Below are 19,037 nucleotides of genomic sequence, written 5' to 3' on the forward strand. Positions count from 1 at the left end.
ACACCTCCTGGACCTGCGGGGTTCCGTTCCCATGGTCACCTTTCGTCGCAGTGCTGTCGAGCCGCACATGACCATGGACTTGCCCCCTCGGACTCCGGTCTTTTCGGAGATCTTGAGCCCCCGTGTCCGGCTCGATGTCACCCTCGCACACTCGGCGGCGCGGCGCCCGGCGTATCGGCCAGCCACCCGAAGACCGGAAGACTGACGTCGCATCAGGATTCGGGCGCGTCCCGGTGTCCAGAATCGAACCGGCCAACCATCGGCTCCGGCCGCTTCCCTCAACTCCCCCTCAAACCGGGCGAATCACTGAGCGATACCGCACGGATTCGGCCCTCCGGCGAGGTGGCCCGGAGCGCCGGTCCGGTGTGCCGGCCGGAGGTGGCCCGCGCCGCATGCGGGCCGATGTGCAGGGGGTACCGGGCTGGCCGGTATGCACCGCACCCGAGCCGGTCCCGGAATCCCTTGCCGATGTATAGGAACACGGAATGAGAGCGTTATTCGCCAGGGAATTCCGCCCTGCGGACAGTGTCTTTCCGGGGGTTACTCGACGGTCAGGTGCACGCCACTCTTCCGGGCCGGCCGCCGCCCCGCCCCGACGGCCGGCCGCGCCCGTCAGGCGGGGAACGGTACGGCGGAGCGGATGACGCCGTCCCGCCCGGCGGGGTCCACCGCGTGCAGGGCGGACGGCCCGACCATGCGCGGCAGCAGGAGCGTCCACAGTGTCGTGACCGACGAGCGGGACAGCCAGACCGGGTTGGACCTCCCCAGCGCCTCGAGACCGGTGCAGGCGGCCACCAACACGAGGGTCAGGCAGCGGGTCGGCACCTCGGTGTCGAGAGTGCCCTCCTCGGCGGCCCGCAGGAGCAGGGCCTCCACCAGGTCCTGCCAGTCCTTGTGCAGGTCGTGTCCCGACGGACGGTCCGAGTCGTCATTGAGCCGGACGCCCGCGCGCACCACCACGTCGTCCGTGAGCAGGACGGCGACGGCGTGCGAGAGGTCCATCAGGCTCTGGAGCGCGCCCCTCTCCTGATTCAGGGCGGCCCTCGCGGCGCAGCGCAGGCGGGCGCGTGCGACCCGCTCCACCGCGTCGGCCACCGCCGCCTTGTTCTCGAAGTGAAAGTGGAGGGCTCCGGGGCTGACCCCCGCTCCCGCGCTGATCTCGCTCAACCGCGTGCGGACGAAGCCGTTCGCGTCGAAGGCCTCTGCCGCGGCCTGGATGAGGCCGCGCCGGGTCCGCTCGGACCTTTCCTGCCTGGTCACCAGGGGCTCCCGTCGTTCGGTGGAGTGGAGGAGTGCATACGAATATCAAACCAACATGCCGGTTTTTCCTCCAGCAGGCCGACGCCAAGTCGCCAAGGAGGGGGACGGACGGGCCAGCCGGCCCGGACGTCGGTACGTCCGATCGACTTCAAGAGGAGGGACACAGCAGGGCAATTAACCCCATAGCCGAACGCCACAGCTCCCCTTCAGAGGACATTGCAGTGATGTGAGAAACATTGACAAACCGGCAGTCCGGTTTGTAGTTTCAAGGCCATCGGTCTACTCATGAGTGCCCGTCGCCGGACTCAGCAGGGGGAGCAGCAGATGAAGCGGCATGCCACGGACCTTCTCGAACCCCACATATCCCGCACCCACCACGCCGCCCTGAAGGTGCTGGTCGTCGAGAACGACACGTCGTCCGCCGACTCCCTGGTGCAGGGGCTGCGCCGGCACGGCTACCTGGCCGGCAGCGTCGGTACGGGCGCCGAGGCGCTGCGCGCGTACCGCAGCGCCGACCTGTTGCTGGTCGATCTGGACCTCCCGGACCTCGACGGCCTGGAGGTCTGCCGCAGCATCCGCATGGCGGGCCCGACCCCGCTGATCGCGGTCACGGCCCGGGACAGCGAGCTGGACCGGGTGCTCGGCCTGCAGGCCGGGGCCGACGACTACATGGTCAAGCCGTACGGCTTCCGGGAGCTGATGGCCCGTATCGAAGCGGTGATGCGCCGCGTACGGCCGAGCCGGCCGCCGCAGACGGTGATCACCAAAGGTCCGCTCCACATCGACGCCGGGACCCGCGAAGTGACCTTGAACGGTGAGCCCGTCGAGCTGACCCGCAAGGAGTTCGGGCTGCTGTACCTGCTGGCCTCGCACCCCGACTCCGTCGTGTCGCGCCGGCAGCTGATGACCCAGGTGTGGGACGACTCCTGGTCGCGCCCCGGGCGCACCATCGACACGCACGTCAGCAGCCTGCGGAGCAAGCTCGGTTCGAGCAACTGGATCATCACGGTCCGCGGGGTCGGCTTCCGCCTGGGCGAGCCGTAGAACGCCGGAGGCATCAGGCCGGAAGAGCCGAATGAGACGAACGAGCCGAGCGGTCCGCACATCCGGTACGGCGTGGGCCCCGGCGACCCCCCGCGCCAGGGCCGCGCATGCCCGGCCGAGAACCGATCGTCTCCGGGACGCGGTGCGCCGCCCGACCGGACCGACGCGCGGGACTTCGGCCGGTGGGCGGCGGAGAACACGGCGGCGTCCCGGGCGGCCCCGCGGTGAGGGGGCCGCTACTCGCCCCTGTCCTCGCCCTCCTTGGCGGTCATCTCGGCGTAGAGGGTGGCGGCGCGCTCGGCGGAGATGTCGAGCCGGGCGAGCACCGTGGGCACGGCGAGGCTGGGCACGATCAGCCGGAGCAGCGCCACGACTTCCCGTACGAGGTCGAAGTCGCCCGGCAGCCCGGCGGTGACGAGCCGTACGCCGGTCCAGGCGCCCACCAGGATCCGGGCGGTCTCGGCCTCGTCGACGTACGGATGGACCTCGCCGCGCTCGCGTGCCTCCGCCAGCAGCCGGGTCAGCAGGTCGCTCCAGTCGGGCCAGCGCGTGCCGAACAGCTGCTGGGACGGCAGGTCGACGGAGAGCCTGAGGGCCGCGTTGAGCACGGGCTCACGCGGCAGCCGGTACGCCATGAGCAGCAGTATGTCGGCCAGTTCCTGGAGCCTCAGCTCGTGCGGGGCGACGCCTTCGGTGGTCACCGCCTGGTCGAGAATCGCCCGGGCGAGGTCCTCCTTGGAGCCGAAGTGGAAGTACAGGGCGCCCTTCGTCACGCCGGCACGCTCGTACACCTCGGTGACGGGCGTGGCGTCGTATCCGCGCTCGCCGAAGGCTGCGGCGGCCGCCTCCAGGATGGCGATACGCGTCTGCACGGCGCGTTCCTGTCTTGCCACGTGATCTACCTCTCTTCCAAGGCCCCTCAAGAAAAGACCGGCACGCCGGTATTTTACTTCCTAACATGTCACAGAAGGCTCCACGGGGAGCCCTGAGGGGGAAACATGCACAAGTCTTTACTTGGCGACAGGGCACTTCGCGATGTTCGCAAGGAGTACGTCCACCTGCACGACGCCGACGCGGTCCTGGTCACCGGCTGGTCCCCGCTCGGCGACGACCGCTTCGCGGTCACCGCCCGCTGGCCGGAGGCCACGGTCGGCGCCCACTACGAACCGCTGCTGCTGACCCAGACCATCCGGCAGAGCTGTCTGCTCGTCGCCCACGCCGAGTGCGGTGTGCCGCTCTCGCACCAGACCCTGATGGACCGCATGGACTTCTCGGTCGCCGACGACTACCGCATCCCGCGCCACGTACCCGCCGAACTGCTGGTCGTCGTGGACTGGGAGGAAACCGGCCGGCGTTCGGCCCGAATGAGACTGTCCGTCCTGCACGACGGCCGCAAGGCGGCCGAGTCCCTCGTCGAGTTCAGCTGGATCGCCCCGTCCGTCTACGCCCGTCTGCGCGGCGACCAGCCGCGCGTCCCGTGGGGCCAAGCCCCCGTACCGGCCCCGCTGCCCGCGCACATGGTGGGCCGGGACACGGAGCGGGACGTCGTCCTGGCGGCGACGCACCTGCCCGGCCGCTGGGAGCTGCGGTACGACGTCGGCAACACCACCCTGTACGACCACCCCGTCGACCACGTGCCGGGCCTGGTCCTGTTGGAGGCGGCCTACCAGGCGGCCCGCGCCGCCGGTGGCCCGTCGGCACCGGTCCCGCACGCGGTCACCAGCACCTTCGACCGCTACGTCGAGTTCGACGCGCCCTGCTGGATAGCCGCGTCGGTGATCAGGACGTCCGACGAGGCACGCCCCGCCCTCGTCGAGGTCGTCGGCGTCCAGCAGGGCGAGAAGGCGTTCCGCATCACGCTGTCCTGACGACGGCACAGGACGGGCCGGCGCACGGGGGTGCCCCGGCCCTTCCTCGTCACCGGTTCACATAGCCCCCGTCCACGGGCATGACGACGCCCGTGACATAGGAGGCCCGGTCGCTGAGCAGCCAGGCAGCGGCCTCGGCGATCTCCTCGGGGCCGGCGGTGCGTCCCTGCGGGGTCACCGCGTGGATCGCCTCCTCCAGGCCGGGGTTGCGGGCGTACCAGTCGACCGTGATCTCACTGCGCGTCGACCCCGGCGCCACCGCGTTGACCCGGATCCCCTGGCGCGCGTACTCCTCGGCCGCCGCCCTGGTGAAGCCGACGACCGCGTGCTTGGAGGCCACGTAGGGCGCGGCGGCCGGTATCGCCACGAGGCCGCCGACGCTGGCGTTGTTGACGACGGCGCCCCCGCCGGTCTCCAGCATGGCGGCGATCTGCGGCCGCAGGCAGTTCCACAGGCCGCGTACGTTGGTGTCCATGACGGCGTCGTAGACGTCGTCGCCCATGAGGTGCAGCGGCTCCTGGTCGCCGCCGATCCCCGCGTTGTTGAAGGCCCCGTCGAGCCGCCCGTGGCGCTCGACGGCGTGTGCCACGGCACGCCGCATGTCCTCGCCGTCGGCCACGTCCCCCACCACGTACGACACCCGGGCGCCGCTCTCCGTCAGCTCCTCGGCCAATGAGGCGAGGTGCTTCTCGCGCCGGGCCACCAGGACGACCGACGCCCCCTCCCGCGCGAACACCCGCCCTGCGGCGGCCCCGATCCCGCTGCTCGCGCCGGTGACCAACACGACTTTCCCGTACAGCAGTTCTCCCGAAATGGTCATGACGATCATCATGCCGTCCGGCCGCGCACCACGGGCGACCGCGTGGACGGGGAGGCCCCGGAACGGCCCGGAAGCGCCCGCACCTACGATGCGCAGGCACCCCCGCACGACCGTGTACAGCCGAAGGACCAACGCCATGGCAGCCCCGCGCACCACTCCCGAGCCGTCCCCGCCCCGGAGAGACCGCGCCTGGTGGCGCACACCCTCCGGCCGGCTCGTGTGCGTGGCCGCGGTCCCGCTGCTGGGCCTGGTGGACACCCGGCTGGGCGCCGTCGCGCTGATCGTGGCGCTCGTCGTGCTGTGGCGCGGCAGCCCGTGGCCGAAGGCCGGGAAGGTGGCGGCGACGATGGGCACGATGGCCCTGCTGGGCGCGGTGGTTCCGGACCCGCGGGAGGACCGGGACACGGCGACGGCCGCGCACCGCACCCGTCCGCCGGTCACCGCCTCCAGCGCCGCGCCCCCTGCCTCGCCGAGCCCCCGGCCGGCCCGCGACTACCGGGGCGAACGCCTGGACGTTGCGTACGGGAGGGCCACCAAGTCGGGGTTCACCGTCGTGTACCACGACGCGTCCGACGAGCGGAAGGACATCACGGCCCGCTCGCTGTGGACGGTGTGCTTCCAGCAGCGGTCGGACACCGGCGAGCGCCCCACGCTCGACTTCGGCGCCGTCCGCACGGGCGACCCCTGCCCGAAGCGGGACGGCGGCCCGGTCCCCTGGCCCACGATGCCCGAGCTGGTGTGGAAGACATGGCCGAAGGCCCGCGCGGAGGTCGTCGCCCTGGGCGTCCCGGCCGACCGGGTGCGCGCCGAGGCGGCGTACGTCAACGACACCCTGCCCGACGAGGGTGCGTACGACGACTGGCGGGTCTGCGCCCACGACCCCGCCGCGGGGGAGAAGGTCCCCGCCGACACGTGGGTGACGCTCGAGCTGTCGTCCCCCGAGAACGGCTGCCCGGACCCGGACCGCGGAACCGGCACCTCCACGCGCCTGCCGGACCGCGACAAGGACGGCGACCCCGACTACCGCGACCCGTTCCCCCGCGACCGCAACCGCACGAAGGCCTTCCCCAATGGTCTCCCGGACGCTCCGGACACGGGCGGCTCGGGCGGGGGCGGCGGCTGGAGCCCGTGCCGTCACACGCGCTGGTGCTGACGTCGGCCCTCACCGGCCGGCGCCCTCACAGGGGTTCGTCGGGCCACTGGTCGAGCAGGTCCTCGGCCGACCCGCCGGGCTCCACGACGCCGTCCCGCAGGGGCTGTTCGGTCCAGATGACCTTGCCCGCGGCGGTGTAGCGCGTGCCCCAGCGTTCGGCGTAGCGGGCGACGAGGAACAGGCCGCGGCCGCCCTCGTCCGTCGTCTTGGCCCGCCGCAGATGGGGAGAGGTGCTGCTGCCGTCGGCGACCTCGCAGATCAGGGACGTGTCGTGGAGCAGCCGGACGCTGATGGGTTCGCCGCCGTAGCGGATCGCGTTGGTGATCAGCTCGCTGAGGATCAGCTCGGTGGCGAAGCCCATCTCCTCCAGGCCCCACTCCGCCAGACGGCGTGCGCAGGCGTTGCGGACGCGCCCCACGGCCGCCGGGTCGCGGGGCACGTCCCACTCGGCGACGTTCGCAGGGCCGAGGCGGCGCGTACGGGCCACCAGCAGGACGATGTCGTCGGTCGGGTGGTCGGGCAGCATCGCGTCGATGACCCGGGCACAGGTCTCCTCGGGGCCGCGGTCGGGACCCGTCAGGGCGACGCGCAGGGCGTCCAGGCCGGCGTCCAGGTCCCGGGCCCGGTCCTCGATCAGCCCGTCGGTGTAGAGGACCAGCCGGGAGCCCTCGGCAAGGGTCAGTTCGGCGCTCTCGAACGGCAGGCCGGCGCCGAGGCCGAGCGGCGGGGAGACCGGCAGGCGGGGGAACGTCACGGTCCCGTCGGGGTCGACGACCGCGGGCCCCGGGTGACCGGCCGTCGCGGCGGACACCCGTCCGGAGACGGGATCGTAGACGGCGTAGAGGCAGGTCGCCCCGGTGATCCCGGTCCCGTCCCGCTCGTCGGCCGCGGCCTCGTCGGCGTCGATGCGGGCCACCAACTCGTCGAGGCGGTCCAGCAGTTCCTCGGGCGCGAGGTCCAGCGTCGAGAAGTTGTGCACCGCGGTCCGCAGCCGCCCCATGGTCGCGGCGGCGTGCAGGCCGTGCCCGACGACGTCGCCGACCACGAGGGCCACGCGCGTCCCGGACAGCGGGATCACGTCGAACCAGTCGCCGCCCACGCCCGCCGCGGGAAGGTAGCGGTGGGCGACGTCCAGGGCGTTCTGCTCGGGCACCCCGCGGGGCAGCAGGCTGCGCTGGAGGGTGACGGCCATGGTGTGTTCGCGCGTGTAGCGGCGGGCGTTGTCGATGGCGACGGCCGCGCGGGCGGCCAGCTCCTCGGCGAAGGACTTGTCCTCCTCCTCGAACGCGGGTGAGCCGCCCGCCCGCCAGAACTTCGCCGCGCCGAGCAGCGCGCCGCGCGCCCGCATCGGGACCACGACGAGGGAGTGCAGGTCGTGGTCCGGAGCGGCCTGTGCCCCCTCGACCAGCCGGGCGGTGAGGCGGTCGGCGGGCTCGGCCGGAACCGCCTCGCCGACAGGAAAGAGGGACCGGTCGCCCTCCCGGCCGACGACGGCGGCGCGCCGCATCCCGGTGGCCTCGGCGGACGGCTCCTCACCGCGCAGGACCGCGTCCAGCAGCTCGACCGTCACCACGTCGGCGAACTGCGGGACGGACACGTCCGCCAACTCCTCGGCGGTGCGCGTCACGTCCAGCGTGGTCCCGACCCGCATCCCGGCGTCGTACAGCAGCTTCAGCCGCTCCCGCGCCACCTCGGCGCGCCCGCTGACCGCCGCCAGTTCCGTGGTGTCCCGCAGCGTCACGACGCTGCCGGCCTGCCCGCCGTACGGGGCCGTGGGCCGTTTGTTCACCGCCAGGAGCCGGTCCCCGGCCAGCCGTACCGCGTCGGTGACCGGCTCGCCGGAGGCCAGCAGCCGCGCGGTGTCCGCGTCGAGCCCGAGGTCCGGCACGCGCCGCCGCTCGGCGTCCTCCGGCAGGTCGAGCAGCCGCCGCGCCTCGTCGTTGGCCAGCAGCACCTGTCCGTCGGCGTCGACGATCAGCACGCCTTCCCGTACGGCGTGCAGGACCGCGTCGTGGTGCTCGTACATCCGCGTCATCTCGGCGGGGCCCAGGCCGTGCGTCTGCCGGCGCAGCCGCCGGGACACCAGCGCGGTCCCGGTCGTGGACAGGACGAGCGCGGCGGCGCCCGTGCCGAGGATGATGGGCAGCTGTCTGTCGACCAGGTCACCGACGTTCTCCACGGTGATCCCGGCGGACACGAGACCGACGACGGAGCCGTCCGGCGCCCTGACCGGCACGACGGCCTGGACGGCCGTTCCGGTGCCGGTGGGCAGCGGCGGCCCGCCGGCCCGCTCGACGACGGTGCCGCCTTCCAGCGCGGGCCGGATCGTCCCGACGAACTTCTTCCCGATCTGCCGCGGGTCGGGGTAGGTGAGGCGGATGCCCCGCGTGTCCATCACCAGGACGAAGTCCACACCGGCCCGCCTCCAGGCCGCTTCGGCACGCGGCTGCAGCACCGCCGTGGGACGGGGGCCGGTCAGTGCCTCGGCGGTACCGGGCGCGTTCGCGAACATCTCGGCGGCGGCCAGCGACAACCGCTCGGCCTCCCGCTCACTGCCCCGGTTGGCCTGCACCACAAGCGCCGTCACACCGCCCGCGACCAGCAGCAACACGATGAGGAGCTGGAGCACGAACACCTGCTGGGCGGCACTGTGCGGGCTCAACAGCGCCCACCTGCGCCGCGAACCGCCGGACGCCCCGCCCCGGGAGGAGGCACTCACCGCCGAGGACCGCCACGACGAATGACCCGACCGGAAATGCCCCTTTCCCTTCATGGCCACTTTCTACATCGCTTTCCCTCTCAGGGGCGACAGGCCCACGGCCGCGCGCCCGCCCCGGCAGCCCGCGGAGCCGACGGCGGCCGCGGGGTCACCCGCTCCTTCGTGACACCCGTGACCGGTGGCACAGGTGGACGCCGCTTCGGCGTCCGTATCGCCGACACGAGTGACGCACACCGCGTCAGTCAGGGGTGAGGGGCCTGCCGGCCGCCATTCTGACTGGTGATCACCGCGGCGCTCCCGGCTGGGGCCGCCGCCTCGGATACCCGCCCTGGAAAGGTCCGTGACACCCATGTCGTCCTGCCGCCGCGTCCCCGCCGTCGCCCTCGCCGTTGTGCTGATGTCCGGCGTCGGCGCCCCCGCCACCCTCGCCGCTGCCCCCGCCGGTGCCCCGGCCGCCGCCGTCGCGGCCGCCCCCGCCGCCGAGACCGGGCTGGCCGGCGCGGGACTGGCGCTCGACCTCAACGCCGCCCTCGACCTGGAGTCGCGCGGCATCGTGGCCGCCGCGGCGGACGGAGCGGTCGAGGCCGACGGCGGTATCCGGCTGAAGGTGGGCAGGGGCAGTGCCCTCTCGCACGGCAGGGGCAAGGTCACCGGCGCCAAGGCCAGGCTCGTCGGCGCGATCGTGCTGGCGAAGGGCAAGAAGAAGCTCCGCATCGCGAACGTCGGCGTCGACCTGAAGACCGGCGCCCTCATGGCGAACGTCGGCGCGAAGACCAACGTCAGGATCGGCACCGTCGACGAGCCGGGGAAGGCCAGGCTCGTCAAGCCGGCGGGTACCACCGTGGCGACCCTCCGGCTGGCCCCCCAGGGCATCCGCCTCGACACCGCGCTCCTCACCGGTGTCGACGCCGCGTTCGGCACCGCCGTCACGTCCGAGCTCGCCGCGGGCGTCACCGCGGACGCCGCGCTCGCCGTCGACGCGAACCTCGCGCTCGGCTCGCAGGTCGACGTGGACCTGATCGTGGCGCTCGGCCTCGACGACGACATCGACACGAGCCTCGGAGTCAAGGGCCTGCTCGACGCCGACCTGGACGTCGACATCCAGTTCTGACCGCAGGCGAGGCGGGCGCCGCTCCGCGCCCACCCCTCGCCGTGGAGCGGGGCGGTCGGCGCCACCGCCCAGCTCCTACGGCTGATGCGGCGCGACCGGGTTCACCGTGCTCCAGTCCTCCTCGCCGCGTCCCTCGGCGAGGGCGGCGGAGAACAGGGCGGGGGCGGCGTCGAGGAGGGGTGGTGGTTCCGGCCGTCCTGCTCGGCCGGGCGGACGGCGTAGGCGCGGTCCTTGTGGGCCCATGCGGCGGAGAAGTTCAGCGGCTCGGGCCGGGCCGGGCGAGGCGCGTGACCACGCCTCCGGGGCGGTCCAGCACGGCCTCGCCGACCTGACGCGGATCCAGGCCCGCCGCCCCGGCCGGCCGCAGCGCCTCCCCGAACCCCGCGAGGTGCACGGCCTGCAGGGCGTTGAGGATCAGCTCGAAGCGGGTGCCGCGCCCGCCGGGCCGAAGTGGCGTACGTCCCGGGCGATCGCGTCCAGCACCGGCCGCAGCCCGGGCGGCCCGCTCGGGTCACCGCCCGCGAGGAGGACCAGGGTCCCGGTCCGGGCCGCGGCGGCCCCGCCGGTGAGGTCTCCTTGCTCGACCGGACGAACGACGCCGTACGGCAGATGGCGCACCGGGCCCGTAAGCATGTGCGGGACCGCAGGCCCCTGTTCGCCGACGGGCGGCTGTGGGGCGTGATCGCACTCGCCCTCAGCCCCGACGGGCGCGTGCGGTCCATCTGCAACGTGCTCAACCCCGACAAGCTCCGCGCGCATCCTTCGATGGATGCGACCGATGTCTCTTTGGTAGTGCTCCTCGTTGGCGCCGCCTCTGCGGGCGGCGCCAGGAGCGGCCCCAGGGGTGGGCCCCAGGTGGCGGCGAAGGTCAACGAGCGCGGCGGGGACCGGAGCGGGCCAGCCAGCCGAGGGTGAGGGCGAGCAGGCCCAGGAGCACGGCGAAGTAGGCGCCGCCGAGCCCGTTGCCGGTGCCGAGGCCGCCGTCGGCGGTGGCCGCGACGACGCCACCGACGGCCACGGCGACGAGGCCCGCCGCCAGAGCCGTGAGGGATCCATTGCGCCGGGCCCAGGTGCCGACGCGTCCCTGCCTGGTGGAGCGGGTCAGGGCCAGGGCGCCGCTGAGCGCGCCGAGGAGGCCGACGAGCGCGGACAGGGAGGCCCCGACCCGGCCGACGCTCACGGTGTAGACGCTCGCGGCGGCCGGCTGGACCGAGGGGTCCGCGGCGGCCGGTTCGGCGAGCGCGAGACCGCCGATGAGGACGGCTGCGGACACGGCGAGCACAGAGCGAACGGACATGAGGTGTCCTGCCTTTCTGATACGGGTGTGAACGGGGGTCCTCAAGGAGATCGGCGCGGCGGCCCGCCGGGCGGCTACCCGGCAGCGGAGCGCGGCAGCAGACGCGGGAACAGCTCCCGGACCAGGGCCAGGGTGCTGAGGGCGAACATCACCACGCCCAGGGGGACATGCAGCGAGGGCACGTGGGCGATGCCCAACGCGACCTGCGCCGAGGCGAGGAGGAGGAAGCCGGTGGCGTACAGGACGGGCCTGGCCGATCCGCCGCCCGGGCGCCACGCCAGAACCGCGGCGAGCAGGTACAGCATGGCGGCGGCGTACATCACCTTCGAGCCGATGTCGTGCAGGAGATAGCCGTGGGATGAGGTCAGCAGCATGCCGGCGGTGACCGCCTGGAAGAAGAGGCACAGGGTCTGCAGGGCTGCCGCGGCCTTGAGGAACGCGACGGTGCGTCTGGTGTTCGTCGTCATGCCGCTCATGGTGTGCTCTCCTCCGTCGTCTCCAAAGGTCCGCCCCCAAGACACCGGGCCCCCGACGGCTGTGACAGCATGTGACGCGTATCACTCCATGATCAGCCGGTGAACGACTCGGGGCCGAAGCGCCCCCAGGCGACGAAGGCCGCCAGGACGAGATAGATCACGTCGCCGGCGATCGTGATCCGCTCGCCGCGCCGCAGCCGGACGGTGATCGCGCCGATGAACAGCAGGACGAGTCCGGTGGCGGCCAGCGGCACCAGGACCGGTGCGATGTCGAGCACCGCGGGCAGGACGAGGCCGGCGGCGGCCAGGAGCTCGACGGCGCCGATGGCCTTCAGCGCGGCCGGGCTGAAGTCGAGGGCCCACTCGGCGGAGGCGCCCATGGCGCCGATCTTTTCGCGCGGTACGAACATCTTGGCGCTGCCGATGAGGCAGACGGCGGCCAGCAGCCCGGCGGTGATCCACAGCGCGAGGTTCATCATCAACTCCCTGGTCGAGGTCTTCCGCACCCGAGACGAGGCGGTGGCACGCCCTGTGACATCCCCGAGCGCCGCCGATGTGGAGACGTGGGTCACTTCGCGCCGTGTCACAGGGAGGCGGGCTGCCTCGTCTCGGAAGTGAAGTCACCGACGAGCACGGAGAAGCACACGATGAACGCGCGGCTGAAGGCCCCGGAGCAGGGTCTTGCCCCTGGTGCGCGACGACCGGATGATCCGCGACGGACTCCCCGCGTCGGCGATCCGATGCGGGACGGGAAGGCACAAGGGGGACAAGACGTGAAGAAGGTCGAGGAGTTCGAGGAGCTCAGGCCGCTGCTGTTCTCGATCGCGTACCGCATGCTGGGCAGCGTCGCCGAGGCGGAGGACGCGGTGCAGGAGACGTGGCTTCGCTTCGACGCCTCGGCGACCCGGCCCGTGTCGGTCAAGGCGTTCCTGTCGGCCACCGTGACCCGCATCGCGATCGACGTCCTCCGCTCCGCGCGCGTGCGGCGGGAGGAGTACGTCGGACCCTGGCTGCCCGAGCCCCTGCTGAACGACCCGTACGAGGACCCGGCCCGGGCCGCGGAGCTCGCGGACTCGGTGTCGATGGCGGCGCTCCTGCTCCTGGAGCGGCTCAGCCCGCTGGAGCGGTCGGTCTTCGTGCTGCGCGAGGTGTTCGCCTTCGGCTTCGACGAGATCGCCTCGGCGGTGGGACGCTCGGAAGCCGCCTGCCGGCAGCTGCTCGTACGGGCGCGGCGGCACATGCAAGCAGGTCGTCCCCGCTTCGAGGCCGACCGTCAGGAGCGACAGGAACTGGCGGAGCGGTTCTTCGAAGCACTGTCACAGGGCGACGTCGCCACACTCCAGCATCTGCTGTCCGCCGACGTGCGGCTCGTCGGCGACGGCGGCGGCAAAGCCCCGCAGTTGGCCAAGGCCGTGGTCGGCGCCCAGAACGTGGCCCGGCTCCTCGCCGGTGTCCACCCGCTGATGGCCCGGATCGACATCGGCTTCGAACCGCACGAGATCAACGGCCAACCGGGCGCGATCTTCCGCGACCGCGACGGCAAGGTCCTCCACGCCCTGGCCCTCGACGTGCTCGACGGACGGATCCAGACCATCCGCTCGGTCATCAACCCCGACAAGCTCGGCCACCTCGGACCGGTCGCCGACGCCTGGGCCGTCGACCAGGAAGTGAAGCGGACCCGCAGGCTGACGCGGTAACCGGGACGGTCACGTTCACCCGTGGAGTCCGGCCCTTGGCGCCCCGGGTGCGGCCGGTGCCCCGGTCCGACGGGGTGCGCCCACCGCGGGCGGTTCACCTCGAATCGCGTCGGCGCCGGCCCGCACAGGGCGTCAACTCCGAGGACGCCGCCTCTCAGGACGGCACCCCATAGCGGTTGACGATCGCGGCGGCGCGGTTGCGCAGGGAAGTGCGCAGCCACTGCGGGGCCAGGGCTTCCGCGTTCGTGGCGAGCTGCCACAGCGCCCACTCGGCGTGTCTGGAATCCTGGAAGATCACGTTCAGCCGCAGCCAGCCGTCCGCGTCGGCTTCTTCATCGCAGACGGCCAGCGCGGTGCCCACCAGTTCCTCCCGCCGCGCCGGATCCACCCGTACCAGCACGGCCACTTGGTCGCCGCCGGTCCGGAACCGCGTGTTGCGTTCCTGCCAGGCCCGGTCCAGATCGACCCTGTCCGGTCGCTGCGCGGGTTCGTCGAGTTCCTCGGCGGCGAGGATCCGGGACAGCCGGTAGGTGCGGTCCGCGCCGGACCTCGTGGCCAGCAGGTAGCCCTGGCCGCGTACGGTGACCAGGCCGATCGGGTCCACCGTGCGCCACTTCGGGGTCTGGTCCACAGCCGCGTAGTGGATGCGCAGCTTGTGTCCGGCGAACACCGCGCGCCGGACCTCGGCCACTATGGCGTCCGGCACCTCCTCGGCGGCCACCCGGCGCGAGAGGAGGTCGGTCTCCGGGTCGATGAGCAATCGCTGCGCCGCGTCGGCCGCGTTGTCCCGAAGCCCGTCGGGCAGTGCGTCGACCACCTTGAGCATGGCCGAGGCGAGGGCCGTACCGAGGCCGAACAGCTGCGCGCCGCGCCGTGATCCGGCGACCAGCAGGGCGAGCGCCTCGTCGCGGTTCAGTCCGGTGAGCGCTGTCTGGAAATCGGGCAACAACGCGAACCCGCCGTGCCGGCCGCGTTCCGCGTAGACCGGGACGCCGGCTGCGGACAGCGCCTCCATGTCGCGCAGCACGGTCCGGGTGGACACCTCCAGCTCGCGGGCCAGCGTGTCCGCGGTCATCCGACCGCGCCGGCGCAGCAATAGCACCAGTGAGACCAACCGGTCGGCGCGCATGCGGGAACTTTAACCGGAAAACATGACTGAGGTTGTCATGTTTTGTTGGGAGGCTCCTGCGCACTGTCAGTGAATCGAATGGAGCTGGTGCGGCGATGGAACGAACAGCGGTCAACCCGGTGACGTGGTCGGTGGGGATGGGCTTCAACCAGGGTGAGGTCGTCTCCGGGCACACACGGACCCTGTACATCTCGGGGCAGACCGCGATGAGCGGCGACGGCAGGCCCGAGCACGACGGTGACATGGCGGCGCAGTTGGCGCTGAGCATCGACAACATGGAGGCCGTGCTCGGCGAGGCCGGCATGTCCCTCGCGCACCTCGTCCGGCTCAACGTCTACACGACGGACGTCGACCTGCTCTTCCAGCACTACGGCGTGCTGGCGGCGCGGTTGGGTGCCGCCGGAGTCGCGCCGACCACCACGATGCTCGGGGTGACGCGACTGGCGATCCCCGGCCAGATGGTCGAACTCGAGGGGACCGCCGTCGCGTGACGGGCCGCGCCGATTTTCTGGCGCAGCCGGGGCATGCCTCTACGAGGCGGGGTCCGTCGGGGTGACCCATTCGACGAGCTGGACGACGATCCCGTTCGGGTCCGTCATCTGGAACAGGCGCTCGCCCCACGGCTCTTCGCGCAGCGGCATCGTTATCGGCGCACCGGCCTCGCGCAGCCGGCGCTCCTCGGCGTCGAGGCCGGTGACGGTGAGCGCCAGGATCAGGCCGCCGGCCTGCCGGTCCCGCTGCTCGGGCGGGAGGACCTCGGTGCCGGCGCGGAGCAGCACGATGTCGGCGGCGGCGTCGGTCTCGCCGCGGGTGAGCGAGGCGAAGCCGTCGGCGGCCATGGCGACTTCGTATCCGAGGTGGGCGCAGAAGAACTCACGCGAGGCGTCCACGTCGGCGACGGTGAGGGAGAGGGTTGAGGTGGTGACCTTCACGGCGGCTCCTGGAGTGGTGGGAGGTGCGAGGGAGGGCGGAGGCGAAGGGGACGGTCAGTCCCTGTGGGCGCCGGGCGAGGGGGCGTCCTCGGCGGCGGCCTCCAGGTCGGCGATGGTGCCCGACATGATGGTCCGTACGTGTGCGGTGATGTGCTCGGCGGGCCAGTCCCACCAGGCCACGGCGAGGAGCCGGGCGATGTCCTGCTCCTCGTAGCGGGTGCGGATGAGGCGGGCGGGGTTGCCGCCGACGATGCCGTAGTCGGGCACGTCGGAGGTGACGACGGAGCCGGTGGCGATGATCGCGCCGTGGCCGATCCGGACGCCGGGCATGACGGTCACGCCGTGGCCGAACCAGACGTCGTTGCCGACGACGGTGTCCCCGCGGTTGGGCAGCCCGGTGAGCAGGTCGAAGTGATCGGCCCAGGAGCCGCCCATGGTCGGGAAGGGGAAGGTCGACGGGCCGTCCATCCGGTGATTGGCGCCGTTCATGATGAACCGCACCCCCGTCCCGATGGCGCAGAACTTCCCGATGACCAGCTTCTCGGGCCCGTAGTGGTAGAGCACGTTGCGGGTCTCGAAGGCGGTCGGGTCGTCCGGATCGTCGTAGTAGGAGTACGCGCCGACCTCGATCAGCGGGGACTTCACCAGCGGCTCGAGCTGGACCACCCTCGGCTGGCCGGGCATCGGATGGAGGACGGTCGGGTCGGCGGGTACGGGCATGGGGCTGCGATTCCTCATCGGCGCGGGCTCATCTCCAGCAAGAAACGGCACGATGCGTGCCGTTCACTTGATCATCTTGCCGCCGCTCCCGTGACGTGTCAACGGCATGGCGCGTGCCGTTAGGATCGGGCTCATGGCGAACGAACCCCCGGCCCCGCGACGCCGGGGCGCCGCACGCACCGACGCGCTGCTGCAGGTGACGCTCGAACTGGCGACCGAGGTCGGATACGCGGGCCTGAGCATCGAGGCCATCGCCCGACGCGCCGAGGTCGGAAAACACACGATCTACCGGCGCTGGCCGTCCAAGGCGGCGCTGCTGCTGGACGCGCTCAACCGCGCCTGGACCACGGACCTGGACTACCGCGATACCGGCGACCTCCGCCACGACCTGCGCGAACAGTTCCTCCGCTCCTCGTCCGCCCTGGCCGAAGCGCCGATCGGACCGGTCTACCGTGCCGTCATCGCCGAGGCCCAGTCCGACCCCGCGCTCCGCGCCGCCCTGGACGAGCGGTTCCTGCGCACCGTCGAGCGGAGCACCCTGGACCGGATCACCCGCGCCCAGCACACGGGCGAACTACGCGCCGACGCGGACCTGACCTTCGCCACCGAGGTGCTGTGCGGGGCGCTGTACTACCGCCACCTGCTCACGACCAGGCCGATCGACGAGGGCTCGGTCGACGGCCTGCTGGACATGTTCATGGCCGCGTACGCCACCCGCCCGGCGTGACGGTCAAGAGGGCTGAAGCGACGTCGGCCCTCTGCTCTCCCGGCTGCGGGTCGAGCCCGTCACCCGGGCTCTCGCAGTGTCGTCAGCACCTCGGCCGAGAGGTACGGGCTTGAGGCCGCGTTCCGAGAAGCGGCTCCGGCTGCGTAGAGCGGGTTGTGTTCAGTCGGGCCGTGCGGCGGCGCGTAGTTCGACCTGGTAACCGCCCTGCGGGGTGGGTTCGGCGGTGAGGGTGCCGTCGAGCAGTTCGGCGCGTTCCTTCAGGCCGATGAGGCCGTGGCGGGCGCTGGGCAGGGCGACGGACGGGCGGGTGGGGGCGGTGTTGGTGACGGTGACGCCGAAGTGGTGCGCGTCGTGCCACAGGCGTACTTCGGCGCGGGCTCCGGGGGCGTGCTTGCGCACGTTGGTGAGGGCTTCTTGGACCGTGCGGTAGACGGTGCGCTGGGCGGTTGTGCTGATGTCGGCCGGAAGTTCGCCGGTCAGTGTCGTCTCGATGCCGCTGTTGGCGATCAGTTGCCGGAGGTCGGCGAGAGTGGGCTGGGGGGCGAGTTCGGTCTCCTTGCCGCCGGAGGCGCGGAGCAGGGTGACCATGTGGCGGAGTTCGTCGAGGGTGTCGACGCTCAGGGAGCGGATGGTGCGGGCGGCCTCGCGGGCGTCGGGGTCCTTGGCGGCCACCTGCATGGCGCCGGCCTGTACGGCGATGAGGCTGACCTGGTGGGAGACGACGTCGTGCATCTCACGGGCCAGCTGGGCGCGTTCCCGGGCGAGGACGTTCTGGGCGTGCAGGGCGCGTTCGTGTTCCCGGGCTTCTTCGACTTCGACGAGCTGGAGGGCCACGTCGTGCCTGGCCTGGACGAGTTGGCCGAACAGCACGGGGGTGATGGCTGTGGCCAGCGTGTAGACGAACTCGACGAGCGTCCAGGTCCGGTCGCCGGTGAGCGCGTCGGACAGCGGCCAGGCGAGGGTTCCCACCGCCGCGTTCAGCAGGGCGCAGCCGGCCAGCAGCGGGCGGTTGCGGGTGGACGCGGCCAGTGTGTACAGGGCGGCGATCGGCGCGACCGCCACGTCCATGAACAGGGTCATGGGCAGTGTCAGCAGGACGACGGTCAGCGGAAAGCGCCTGCGCAGGAACAGCGCCGCGCTGCCGAGGGCGACGCAGGACCACACGAGGGGGGTTCCCTCGTCGTAGAGGTTGACCCAGGCGTCGAGCACGGCGAGCGCGACGAGGCCCGCGTCGACCGCCCAGGCCGGCACCCGCCGCCACAGTGCCCGGCCCGCGCTCATCGTCCCTTGTCCCGTGCCGCGTCGTCACCGCGCTCGCCGAGCAGTCCGGCCCGCTCCGCGAGCAGTGCGGCCTGCACACGGCTGGTGACCCGCAGCTTGGTCAGGATCGAGCTGACGTGGTCCTTGACGGTGCCCGCGCTCAGATGGATGCGGGTGCCGATGTCGGCGTTGGACAGTCCTTCCGCGACCAGGACGAGGACGTCGCGCTCCCGGTCGCTGAGCAGGTTCACGCGTGCCACGTCCGCGTCCTGGGGTGCTCCCGCCCCCGGGTGACCGCGCAGCAGCGCGCGTGAGGCCTTGGGGGACATCACCACCCCGCCTGCGGCCAGGGTGCGGACCAGCTGGGCGAGCTGCTCGGGCTCGGTGTCCTTGAGCAGGAAGCCGGCGGCTCCCGAACGCAGCGCGGTGAGGATGTACTCGTCGGTGTCGAACGTGGTCAGCATGGCCACGTGCGGTGGTGCGGGCAGTTCCTGGATCTGCCGCAGGACGGTCAGACCGTCCACGTCCGGCATGCGGATGTCGAGGAGCACGACGTCCGGCAGCTCGCGCCGGATCACGTCGGCCGCCTGCGCCCCTCCCGCGGTCGCCACGACCTCGATGCCGTCGGACGCGTTCAGGATCATCTGGAAGCCGGACCGCACCAGGGCCTCGTCGTCCACCACCACTACCCGGATCACCGGCGTTCCGCCTCACACTCGTCTGCTCTGTCCAGCTTCTCGGCGACCCCGTACACCCCCGCATCGGGGCGTCCACGTTCTCGTACGGCGTTCGCCTGCCGTCGACAGTACGTCCGGCAGGGTACG

At 72.2% G+C, this 19,037-nt stretch carries 21 protein-coding genes; 7 read left to right on the top strand and 14 right to left on the bottom strand.

The genetic code is table 11. The features are described from left to right. Nucleotides 1-612: 612 nt before the first annotated feature. Entirely contained in the window at nucleotides 613-1,260 is a 648-nt protein-coding gene (locus ABEB09_RS06990) for a ScbR family autoregulator-binding transcription factor (protein ID WP_345688157.1), read from the bottom strand. Nucleotides 1,261-1,584: 324 nt separating this feature from the next. Between ABEB09_RS06990 and ABEB09_RS06995 the strand changes: the two genes are divergently transcribed. Further along, on the top strand, nucleotides 1,585-2,304 hold the full coding sequence (locus ABEB09_RS06995) for a response regulator transcription factor (RefSeq protein WP_345688159.1): 720 nt from the start codon (nucleotides 1,585-1,587) through the stop codon (nucleotides 2,302-2,304). A gap of 236 nt (nucleotides 2,305-2,540) precedes the next feature. Here the strand turns inward: ABEB09_RS06995 and ABEB09_RS07000 are convergent, their stop codons facing one another. Further along, nucleotides 2,541-3,197: a ScbR family autoregulator-binding transcription factor gene (locus ABEB09_RS07000; protein WP_345688161.1), complete on the bottom strand. Its 657-nt coding sequence runs from the start codon at nucleotides 3,195-3,197 to the stop codon at nucleotides 2,541-2,543. A gap of 105 nt (nucleotides 3,198-3,302) precedes the next feature. Between ABEB09_RS07000 and ABEB09_RS07005 the strand changes: the two genes are divergently transcribed. After that, on the top strand, nucleotides 3,303-4,172 hold the full coding sequence (locus ABEB09_RS07005; protein WP_345688163.1) for a ScbA/BarX family gamma-butyrolactone biosynthesis protein: 870 nt from the start codon (nucleotides 3,303-3,305) through the stop codon (nucleotides 4,170-4,172). Between the two features lie 49 nt (nucleotides 4,173-4,221). Here the strand turns inward: ABEB09_RS07005 and ABEB09_RS07010 are convergent, their stop codons facing one another. Beyond that, nucleotides 4,222-4,992: an SDR family NAD(P)-dependent oxidoreductase gene (locus ABEB09_RS07010; protein WP_345688165.1), complete on the bottom strand. Its 771-nt coding sequence runs from the start codon at nucleotides 4,990-4,992 to the stop codon at nucleotides 4,222-4,224. A 136-nt stretch (nucleotides 4,993-5,128) separates the two neighbouring features. Here ABEB09_RS07010 and ABEB09_RS07015 point away from each other — a divergent pair, with 136 nt between their 5' ends. Continuing rightward, nucleotides 5,129-6,145: a PASTA domain-containing protein gene (locus tag ABEB09_RS07015; protein WP_345688167.1), complete on the top strand. Its 1,017-nt coding sequence runs from the start codon at nucleotides 5,129-5,131 to the stop codon at nucleotides 6,143-6,145. A gap of 25 nt (nucleotides 6,146-6,170) precedes the next feature. On the opposite strand, the gene ABEB09_RS07020 is transcribed toward ABEB09_RS07015, so the two are convergent. Continuing rightward, nucleotides 6,171-8,918 carry a SpoIIE family protein phosphatase gene (locus tag ABEB09_RS07020; RefSeq protein ID WP_380840827.1) on the bottom strand — a complete coding sequence of 916 codons (2,748 nt, stop codon included), beginning with the start codon at nucleotides 8,916-8,918 and terminating at the stop codon, nucleotides 6,171-6,173. 286 nt (nucleotides 8,919-9,204) lie between these two features. Here ABEB09_RS07020 and ABEB09_RS07025 point away from each other — a divergent pair, with 286 nt between their 5' ends. Then, the gene (locus tag ABEB09_RS07025) at nucleotides 9,205-9,975 is read left to right on the top strand and encodes a hypothetical protein (protein ID WP_345688169.1); all 771 of its coding nucleotides are present in this window, start codon (nucleotides 9,205-9,207) and stop codon (nucleotides 9,973-9,975) included. 256 nt (nucleotides 9,976-10,231) lie between these two features. Here ABEB09_RS07025 and ABEB09_RS07030 read toward each other — a convergent pair whose 3' ends face one another. From ABEB09_RS07030 to ABEB09_RS07050, 5 genes are all read right to left on the bottom strand, one after another. After that, nucleotides 10,232-10,369 (bottom strand): hypothetical protein, encoded by a 138-nt coding sequence (locus ABEB09_RS07030; RefSeq protein ID WP_345688171.1) that lies wholly within the window; start codon nucleotides 10,367-10,369, stop codon nucleotides 10,232-10,234. 20 nt (nucleotides 10,370-10,389) lie between these two features. Next, nucleotides 10,390-10,608, bottom strand: coding sequence for an NAD(P)-binding domain-containing protein (locus tag ABEB09_RS07035; protein ID WP_345688173.1), 219 nt, complete (start codon nucleotides 10,606-10,608; stop codon nucleotides 10,390-10,392). A 235-nt stretch (nucleotides 10,609-10,843) separates the two neighbouring features. Beyond that, nucleotides 10,844-11,272, bottom strand: a complete 429-nt coding sequence (locus ABEB09_RS07040) for a DUF6223 family protein (protein ID WP_345688175.1) — start codon at nucleotides 11,270-11,272, stop codon at nucleotides 10,844-10,846. 74 nt (nucleotides 11,273-11,346) lie between these two features. Then, nucleotides 11,347-11,748, bottom strand: coding sequence for a hypothetical protein (locus ABEB09_RS07045; RefSeq protein ID WP_380840830.1), 402 nt, complete (start codon nucleotides 11,746-11,748; stop codon nucleotides 11,347-11,349). 92 nt (nucleotides 11,749-11,840) lie between these two features. Further along, nucleotides 11,841-12,224, bottom strand: a complete 384-nt coding sequence (locus ABEB09_RS07050; protein ID WP_345688179.1) for a DoxX family protein — start codon at nucleotides 12,222-12,224, stop codon at nucleotides 11,841-11,843. A 297-nt stretch (nucleotides 12,225-12,521) separates the two neighbouring features. On the opposite strand from ABEB09_RS07050, the gene ABEB09_RS07055 reads away from it, so the two are divergent. Continuing rightward, nucleotides 12,522-13,445: an RNA polymerase sigma-70 factor gene (locus ABEB09_RS07055; protein WP_345688181.1), complete on the top strand. Its 924-nt coding sequence runs from the start codon at nucleotides 12,522-12,524 to the stop codon at nucleotides 13,443-13,445. Nucleotides 13,446-13,599: 154 nt separating this feature from the next. Here ABEB09_RS07055 and ABEB09_RS07060 read toward each other — a convergent pair whose 3' ends face one another. Beyond that, entirely contained in the window at nucleotides 13,600-14,574 is a 975-nt protein-coding gene (locus ABEB09_RS07060; RefSeq protein ID WP_345688182.1) for a helix-turn-helix transcriptional regulator, read from the bottom strand. Between the two features lie 95 nt (nucleotides 14,575-14,669). On the opposite strand from ABEB09_RS07060, the gene ABEB09_RS07065 reads away from it, so the two are divergent. After that, complete coding sequence (locus ABEB09_RS07065) at nucleotides 14,670-15,065, top strand: RidA family protein (protein ID WP_345688184.1); 396 nt, start codon at nucleotides 14,670-14,672, stop codon at nucleotides 15,063-15,065. Between the two features lie 39 nt (nucleotides 15,066-15,104). Here the strand turns inward: ABEB09_RS07065 and ABEB09_RS07070 are convergent, their stop codons facing one another. Next, on the bottom strand, nucleotides 15,105-15,506 hold the full coding sequence (locus ABEB09_RS07070) for a VOC family protein (protein WP_345688186.1): 402 nt from the start codon (nucleotides 15,504-15,506) through the stop codon (nucleotides 15,105-15,107). A 54-nt stretch (nucleotides 15,507-15,560) separates the two neighbouring features. Further along, complete coding sequence (locus ABEB09_RS07075) at nucleotides 15,561-16,226, bottom strand: CatB-related O-acetyltransferase (protein ID WP_345688188.1); 666 nt, start codon at nucleotides 16,224-16,226, stop codon at nucleotides 15,561-15,563. Between the two features lie 133 nt (nucleotides 16,227-16,359). Between ABEB09_RS07075 and ABEB09_RS07080 the strand changes: the two genes are divergently transcribed. Continuing rightward, nucleotides 16,360-16,953, top strand: coding sequence for a TetR/AcrR family transcriptional regulator (locus ABEB09_RS07080; protein ID WP_345688190.1), 594 nt, complete (start codon nucleotides 16,360-16,362; stop codon nucleotides 16,951-16,953). 159 nt (nucleotides 16,954-17,112) lie between these two features. Here the strand turns inward: ABEB09_RS07080 and ABEB09_RS07085 are convergent, their stop codons facing one another. Together ABEB09_RS07085 and ABEB09_RS07090 are read right to left on the bottom strand one after the other, a co-directional pair. Beyond that, nucleotides 17,113-18,234: a sensor histidine kinase gene (locus ABEB09_RS07085; RefSeq protein WP_345688192.1), complete on the bottom strand. Its 1,122-nt coding sequence runs from the start codon at nucleotides 18,232-18,234 to the stop codon at nucleotides 17,113-17,115. Further along, a complete protein-coding gene (locus ABEB09_RS07090; protein ID WP_380840877.1) occupies nucleotides 18,231-18,857 on the bottom strand; it encodes a response regulator in 627 nt (208 codons plus the stop codon). The genes ABEB09_RS07085 and ABEB09_RS07090 overlap by 4 nt, the downstream gene beginning before the upstream one ends. Nucleotides 18,858-19,037: the final 180 nt, after the last annotated feature.

The organism is Streptomyces coeruleoprunus (assembly GCF_039542925.1).
GTDB lineage: Bacteria > Actinomycetota > Actinomycetes > Streptomycetales > Streptomycetaceae > Streptomyces > Streptomyces coeruleoprunus.

Bases quoted from the DNA above. Each gene is read 5' to 3' on its own strand.
- ABEB09_RS06995 (WP_345688159.1), top strand. From the start codon at position 1,585: ATGAAGCGGCATGCCACGGACCTTCTCGAACCCCACATATCCCGCACC.
- ABEB09_RS07005 (WP_345688163.1), top strand. From the start codon at position 3,303: ATGCACAAGTCTTTACTTGGCGACAGGGCACTTCGCGATGTTCGCAAG.
- ABEB09_RS07010 (WP_345688165.1), bottom strand. From the start codon at position 4,992: ATGACCATTTCGGGAGAACTGCTGTACGGGAAAGTCGTGTTGGTCACC.
- ABEB09_RS07015 (WP_345688167.1), top strand. From the start codon at position 5,129: ATGGCAGCCCCGCGCACCACTCCCGAGCCGTCCCCGCCCCGGAGAGAC.
- ABEB09_RS07020 (WP_380840827.1), bottom strand. From the start codon at position 8,918: ATGAAGGGAAAGGGGCATTTCCGGTCGGGTCATTCGTCGTGGCGGTCC.
- ABEB09_RS07035 (WP_345688173.1), bottom strand. From the start codon at position 10,608: ATGCTTACGGGCCCGGTGCGCCATCTGCCGTACGGCGTCGTTCGTCCG.
- ABEB09_RS07040 (WP_345688175.1), bottom strand. From the start codon at position 11,272: ATGTCCGTTCGCTCTGTGCTCGCCGTGTCCGCAGCCGTCCTCATCGGC.
- ABEB09_RS07045 (WP_380840830.1), bottom strand. From the start codon at position 11,748: ATGAGCGGCATGACGACGAACACCAGACGCACCGTCGCGTTCCTCAAG.
- ABEB09_RS07050 (WP_345688179.1), bottom strand. From the start codon at position 12,224: ATGAACCTCGCGCTGTGGATCACCGCCGGGCTGCTGGCCGCCGTCTGC.
- ABEB09_RS07060 (WP_345688182.1), bottom strand. From the start codon at position 14,574: ATGCGCGCCGACCGGTTGGTCTCACTGGTGCTATTGCTGCGCCGGCGC.
- ABEB09_RS07065 (WP_345688184.1), top strand. From the start codon at position 14,670: ATGGAACGAACAGCGGTCAACCCGGTGACGTGGTCGGTGGGGATGGGC.
- ABEB09_RS07075 (WP_345688188.1), bottom strand. From the start codon at position 16,226: ATGCCCGTACCCGCCGACCCGACCGTCCTCCATCCGATGCCCGGCCAG.
- ABEB09_RS07080 (WP_345688190.1), top strand. From the start codon at position 16,360: ATGGCGAACGAACCCCCGGCCCCGCGACGCCGGGGCGCCGCACGCACC.
- ABEB09_RS07085 (WP_345688192.1), bottom strand. From the start codon at position 18,234: ATGAGCGCGGGCCGGGCACTGTGGCGGCGGGTGCCGGCCTGGGCGGTC.
- ABEB09_RS07090 (WP_380840877.1), bottom strand. From the start codon at position 18,857: ATGATCCTGAACGCGTCCGACGGCATCGAGGTCGTGGCGACCGCGGGA.